5 protein-coding genes are annotated in these 7,144 nt (G+C 38.5%); all 5 read left to right on the top strand.

The window, feature by feature from the left end; genetic code table 11:
• Nucleotides 1-143: 143 nt before the first annotated feature.
• Complete coding sequence (locus GYA49_06650; protein NMC36684.1) at nucleotides 144-494, top strand: hypothetical protein; 351 nt, start codon at nucleotides 144-146, stop codon at nucleotides 492-494.
• A 3-nt stretch (nucleotides 495-497) separates the two neighbouring features.
• Nucleotides 498-3,086 (top strand): HAD-IC family P-type ATPase, encoded by a 2,589-nt coding sequence (locus tag GYA49_06645; protein ID NMC36683.1) that lies wholly within the window; start codon nucleotides 498-500, stop codon nucleotides 3,084-3,086.
• On the top strand, nucleotides 3,079-4,998 hold the full coding sequence (locus tag GYA49_06640; protein ID NMC36682.1) for a 4-alpha-glucanotransferase: 1,920 nt from the start codon (nucleotides 3,079-3,081) through the stop codon (nucleotides 4,996-4,998). Before GYA49_06645 ends, GYA49_06640 begins: the two co-directional genes overlap by 8 nt.
• 31 nt (nucleotides 4,999-5,029) lie before the next feature.
• Complete coding sequence (locus tag GYA49_06635) at nucleotides 5,030-5,464, top strand: hypothetical protein (protein ID NMC36681.1); 435 nt, start codon at nucleotides 5,030-5,032, stop codon at nucleotides 5,462-5,464.
• A 33-nt stretch (nucleotides 5,465-5,497) separates the two neighbouring features.
• On the top strand, nucleotides 5,498-7,144 hold a 1,647-nt coding region (gene dnaG, locus GYA49_06630), incomplete at its 3' end, for a DNA primase (protein ID NMC36680.1).

Here is a 7,144-nt window from a genome sequence, read left to right as displayed (position 1 = left end):
TAAACTACCTTCTCCTCTATCTATAATTACCAAAATGGATCTTGCCTATTATCTTTATCGCGGTAAAGCCTTGGTTTCCTAAAGTAGTAAATCTTTCTATAATGAGATTAGCCTAGTCGCAACTTGTTTCTAGGTATTTACTGATGGGCTTAAAACAACTTGGCCAAACGCTTGTAAAACATCTCCACTATTTGTGGTTGGTGAAATGGTGGTTTTTTGCAGCCTTACTGCTACCTTTACTTATGTTTTGGTGGTTTGGTATGGCTGGCAATTATTTGGCCAACTGTTTTTGGGAAGTATCGGTTGATTATCAAGAAAAAGCCTTACTTTTTCATGCTGAGCTGGCAACTGAAACTGAAGTGGAGCAAAACCTAAGCAATATGCGCCAAGCCAATGCGCTTTGCCAGGCTAAGACAAGTAAGAAATTTTTGATGCCCAAAGCTTTGGTTTTACGTTTAACTGACATTATTACCAAAGGTAAAGGATTACCGTAAACTATGGAAAAAACTGCCCTCAATAAAGCTTGGTATACCATGGCGGCTTCGGTTGTGACTGAACTATTGGAAAGTAATGTTGAGCAAGGTTTGAGTTTAACTGAAGTTGAGAAACGCCAAACTCAATTTGGCCTGAATCGACTCCCCTCAAAAAAACGTATCTCTTGGCTAAAACTGTTACTACGTCAATTTAGCAATCCCCTTGTTTATATTTTGCTAGTGGCGGGCTTAGTAATGCTGCTGGTTGGACATTGGACTGATACGATTGTGATTTTAGCTGCAGTTACCATCAATGCCCTGTTTGGTTTTTGGCAAGAATACAAGACTCTCAATATTTTGGATAAGCTCAAAGGAATTTTAGTCACAAAAGCTACGGTTTTACGTTATGGTCAAAAACTAGAAATAGACCAAGCAGAGTTAGTCCCGGGAGATATGGTATTTTTACAACCTGGTGATAAAGTCCCAGCGGATGGTAGATTAATTGAAAGTAATAATCTTAGTGTTTCCGAAGCGGTTTTGACCGGTGAATGGCTAGCTATTGATAAACATATCAAGTCTTTACATCAAAAAGACACCATGTTGGGAGATCGTAAAAACATGGTTTATACCGGTTCTTTAGTTGAAGCTGGCACTGGAATGTTTATAGTTACTGCCACAGGTATCCATACTGAAACAGGCAAGATTGCCCAGCTTCTGGAAGAAACCGAAACCGAGCTTTCGCCGCTGCAAACAAAACTGCGTCATTTTGCCAAAACAATTGGTTTGCTCATTGGGAGTTTATCTTTAGCTATTTTTGTAGGTGGCTATTTGCGGGAAGGAAATTTGCTGGAAATGTTTGAAACCTCGGTAGCTATTGCAGTGGGTGGGATTCCGGAAGCTTTGCCAATTGTTATGACTATTATTTTGGCTATTGGCATGGATCGACTTCTGAAGAAAAAAGGCTTAATTCAAAAATTGTCTTCCGTAGAAATTTTAGGTTCCACCTCAATTATTTGTTTTGACAAAACCAAAACCTTAACTCAAGGCAAAATGCGGCTTAAAACTATTGTGGCAGAAGATAAAAAACTGGCTGCTCAAGTTGCTATGCTGACCTCTGATGCGTATGTAGAAAACCCCAGAGATTCAAAGTCCGACTGGCGCTTAAAAGGTTCGCCAACTGATCAGGTATTGTTAACTGCCGGTCAGGATTTTGGTCTAGATATTATCAGCCTCAACAAAAGTCATTGGGAAGTAGCTAAATTACCATTTGATTCCATTTATAAATTTCAAGCTAGTCTTCGTCAAGTTAAAAGACAAAGGTATATTTTTGTAGCTGGAGCACCTGAACGTCTACTACCCAAATCAGCTGAAGCCAAAAAATGGCAAAAAGATATTAATGCTTTAGCTAGTCAAGGTTTGCGAGTGGTAGCAGTGGCTATCAAAAAAGTAAGCAACAGACAAGATACACTTTCAGTTGAAGATATTAATAATCTGGAATTTATTGGCTTGCTAGCTTTTGAAGATAGATTACGCAAAGGCATTGCTCAAGCTATCAAAACCGCTCTACAAGCTGGCTTACAACCCATTATTATCACTGGTGATTTTCCTCAAACCGCCAAGGCAGTGGCTAAGGCAGCTGGAATTACAGTAACTGATAAACAAATTATTACCGGCCAAGAATTAGATAAGTTAAGCCCTAAAAAATTGGCTGACAGACTTGAAACTTTAATTATTTATGCTCGGACTGAGCCTAGACACAAAATCCAAATTGTGACGGCTTGGCAGGATAAAGGTAAAGTAGTAGCTATGGTTGGTGATGGAGTTAATGATTCACCGGCTTTAAAAAAAGCCAATATTGGGATTGCTTTAGGGTCTGGAACAGAGGTTGCTAAAGCTGCTGCTGATCTAGTGCTTTTAAACGATAGTTTTTCTATTATTGTCCGAGCTATCCGTCAGGGTCGGATTACCGTTGATAATATCCGCAAAGCGATTGCTTATGTGTTGGCTGACAGTTTTACCTCAATTATTTTAGTGGGTTTTTCTAAACTAGTTTTTGCCTGGCCGCTGCCAATTTTACCGGTGCAAATTTTGTGGAACAACATTGTTGAAGACACTTTGCCTAATATTGCTTATGCCTTTGAGCCTGGGGAAAAGGGAGTGATGTATCGTCAGCCTGACCCTAAAAACACCCCGCTTTTAACAAAAGAAATGAAAGTGATTATCTTTTTTACCGGAATTGTAAACCAGTTTTTAGCTCTACTGGTTTTTTGGTGGTTATGGCAACGCTTGGGTTTTGATTTAAGATACGTGCGAACGGTAGTATTTGGCTCAGTTTGTGTCAATACGGCTTTTGCGGTTTTTGCCTACAAAAATCTGCGTCAAAACATTTGGCATATTAAACTATTTTCAAATCCCTGGTTGACTGGATCAGCTATTATTGTTGTTTTAGCTTATGCAGCTGCTATCTATGTTCCATTTTTGCAAACTCTGCTCCAAACCGTGGCGTTAGATATCTTTGGTTGGATGGTTATTGTAGGAGTTAGTCTGATTAGCCTAGCCAATATTGAAGCCACTAAATTACTTTTTATTGTGAATCACAAAACAGATGATTAAAAAAACTGCCAAACCATCAGTTTTACCACCACTGTGGACCCAGCTGTATCAGGGTCAAAAATTAGCAGGTTTGGATCTGCATAGTTCTACTTATCTAGTTAGTCAACAATCATGGTATGGGGCTGGAGACCTAGTTCATATCAGGGAACTGATTGACAAAATGGCCAAGGTTGGCCTACGGGTTTTGCAGCTAACACCTCTAGCTGATTCTGGACCAGATGAACCTTGCCCCTATAAAGGACTGAGTAATTTTTCTTTAAACCCCATATATTTAGATCTTAGCCAAGTCCCTTTTAGTGATCGGGTCTTTGATAGTCTTAAAATGTTTGGGCTGGTTCAGGCAAAGCGTTTTGCTAGTACTCATACTATCAATTATCAACAAGTATATGTGTATAAAACCAGGCTATTAAAAGCTGCTTTTAGCCGTTTAACTTTTAATAAAAATTTCAATAAATTTTGTACAAAAGTCTCAAAGGATGTACTGGCTTACGCTTTGTTTAAATGTTTGAAAGAGCAATTTCAAACTTCTTGGCAAGATTGGCCAGCGCAGTATAAAACCGGGAATGTCAAAGCTATTATCAAAAACTATCCTGAGCTGAAACCAAAGGTCAAATTTTACCTGTTTAGCCAGTGGATTTTACAAAAACAATGGCAGTCCTTAAGTAATTATGCAGCCGCTAAAGGAATTTACCTGATGTTAGATAAAGCCATTTATCCGGAACTTGATAGTACTGACGTTTGGGCCAATCAGCATTTGTTTTATCTCAAAAAAGATGGCCAAGCCGAATTTGTCTCTGGTTGCAATAGCCCCAAAGATCCGTTTGGTCAGCAGTTGTGGGGTCATGCTGTCTACCGCTTTGATCAAAAAAGCGAAGCAGTCATTGATTATTTTATTAAAAGTGTGGCTTTCTTAAATAAGTTTAGTCAGGTTATTAGACTTGATCACACCCTAGCTTTAATCTGGAAATATTACCTGATTGATCCCAAAACCAAGAAAGGAAAGCATCAAGAAGCTTTGGGGTATCAATTATTGCAAAAACTTAAAGCTACTTTTCCTTCTACGTATTTTATTGCTGAAGACGCCGGCTATGTCAGCAAAAGTGAAGTTGATCAGCCTTTACAGGAAAATGGCCTACCAGGTATGCGTTGCCTACAATGGTACGGTCGTAAACGCTATCGAGACATTACTGCGTATCCTGATGACTGCATAGCTTTTATTAATAATCATGATACGCCAACTATTTTAGATTGGTGGCAAAACCTATCGCCTAAATGGAAAACATATTTCAAAAAACAAATCAAAAAACACAATACTCTGCATAGTAAGTTGCGGAATCAAAAAGAGATTATGTTGGCTTTTACCGAGCTGGTTAGTCAGAGTGTAGCGCAGCTTGTCATGTTTACGCTCCAAGATTTGCTTTTAGATATTCGCCGCTACAATGAACCAGGAGTGGAAAATAGCACCAACTGGCAACTCAAAAGCCCAACTGAACTTAAAAATATTGATTTACAAAGCGTAAAAACTATTATTCAAAAAACCAATCGTAGTATTAAAACTCCCCTTATTAAGAAAGTAGTATTTAGTCCTCAGTTATCAGAACTGGTGCGTCGCCACGGCGGAGAAGAATTTAGGCTTCAAGTTGCAACTGCCAAAAAAATTACAAATTTAATTATTACTACCAACCTACCTTTTAAAACTGATGATGCTATTGGAGCATGGAGAGAAAAAACTTTTACTATCAAAACTGATGCTTATCTTAAAATTGGTCAAACCTACATTAGTTGGGCTAATTGGCAGATTCCTAAAAATACTTTAAAAGGTAATTATGAGTTTGCTGCCAGTATTACCATTGGTGATAAAAAAATAGATTTAATGGAGTTTGGGAAGAATTTGAAGATTGAAATTATTTAAATTAGTTTTTGCTATAATGCCAAACAAACTTATGAAAAAACAAATCATTACCACCAAAAACACGTATACGGTCAACGGCCAAAACTATGCTAACTTTGAAGATTTGCCTGAAAATTTTCAAAAAATGCTTGAAGATAAAGATCAAAACGGCATTCCTGATCAATTTGACCCCTTAATTGCTCAAGCTCAAGAGGCTCAAGTTAACACGATTACTATCAATGGTAAAAGCTATAACAATTGGGATGAAGTGCCTAAAAACTTACAACATCTGAAGGATTTACCTAAAAAACTTAAAAACTCCTTTCCTAAAAATATTCCCGAACTACTTTCTCAAGAATCAGCAATAGAATCAACAGCTAAATCTAAAAATGCTTTTACTCTAACTATTCCCAAACCTTCGCCAGTGGTGTTGATTTTTGGATTAGGAATGGTTATTACTGTGGTACTTGTTTTTTTATTTTCCTAAAAAAACTCATTCCCCTGATATAATGATCTCACTATGGGAGATAAAGAAGACGTTCGTTCCAAGCTCGACATTGTGGACTTTATTGGTCAGCGCATTCAGCTCAAACCAGCTGGCCGTAACTTTAAAGGCCTGTGTCCTTTTCACCAAGAAAAATCACCTTCATTTTTTGTCTCGCCTGAGCGGCAGATGTACAAGTGTTTCGGCTGTGGTAAATCAGGAGATGTTTTCAGTTTTTATATGGAACAGGAAGGAGTAGGTTTTTCAGAAGCGCTGCGGGATCTGGCCCAGCAAGCTGGGGTAGAACTAACCAATTTTCAGCCAACCCAAGATTTTACTCATAAACAAAAGCTAATCGAAATTAGCCTAGCAGCAGCTGATTTTTACCACTATCTTTTAACTAAACACCAGATCGGCAAGAAAGCCTTGGAGTATTTGCAGGAACGAGGAGTAACCCCTACCCAGATTAGAGATTTTAAATTAGGTTATGCGCCGGATAATTGGCAAGCTTTAACTGACTTTTTAACTAAAAAGAAAAAATTTCATTTAAATGATCTTGAAGAAACAGGTCTAACTATCAAAAGTGACCGAGGTGGTTATGATCGGTTTCGAGGACGGGTCATGTTTCCACTGTATGACCACCGTGGTAATTTGGTGGCCTTTTCTGGTCGGATCTTGCCATGGACCGACGATGGCAAAAGCGGTAAATACATCAATAGTCCGGAAACCCCGATTTATCACAAAAGCCAGATGCTCTTTCCGTTGCACATGGTTAAAGATGCCATCCGTAAAGCTAATAACGTAGTGATTGTGGAAGGAGAACTAGATGTGTTAGCCAGTTTGCGGGCCAATATCGGCTACACCGTAGCAGTCAAAGGTTCAGCTCTAACAGACCAGCAAGTCAAACTTTTAAACCGTTACTGCCAAACGATTACTTTAGCTTTGGATGCCGATAGTGCCGGAGTAGCTGCTGCCAAACGGGCGATCACTGTAGCTCAAGCTGCGGAAATGAATATCAAAGTAGTAGAACTTTCTCAAGGTAAAGATCCGGATGAACTGGTTAAAACTGATCCAGCGGCTTGGCGCCAAGTAGTTAAACAAGCAGTTGGGGTTTATGACTTTTTCCTGGCTCAGACTCAAAAAAATCATGATTCACTGACCATTGATGGTAAACAGGCAATTTCAGCCGAAATAGTACCCCTGCTTTCTCAAATTGAAAACAGAGTAATTCAGGATTTTTATATTAAAAAACTGGCTACACTGCTGCAAGTAGAAAAAGAAGTGATTGAGCAAGAAATTGAACGTTATAGTAAAAAAAAGGAATTAGGAAATACGTCGAATGCTCAAGAAACTACTGTTGCAGTTAAGCCCAGAGTGATGTTGTTGGCAGATGAGCTTTTAGCTTTAGTTTTGACTTTTTACGACAAAATTGCTATAGAAACTATTCCTATCGAAGATATGAATGATTCAGCTTTAACTAAAATTTTAGCTAAACTGCTACAAGACAAACCCAAAGATGTAGTTAGTTTTGCTAAAACTTTACCGGCTGAGTTGCAAGCTCAATTTGATACCAGCTTTTTACTGGAACTGCCAAATTACAGTGATAAAGAAGTGGTAAACAAAATCCAAGAACTGAGTAGTCAGCTTGCAAAATTGAGTCTTCGTGATAGACTAAGCAGGTTG

The sequence above is a fragment of the Candidatus Beckwithbacteria bacterium genome (genome assembly GCA_012797845.1).
Classification (GTDB): Bacteria; Patescibacteriota; Microgenomatia; order UBA1400; family UBA1449; genus JAAZOH01.
The sequence above is the reverse complement of the archived record's forward strand: the minus strand, read 5'-3'. Positions and strand labels throughout refer to the sequence as shown.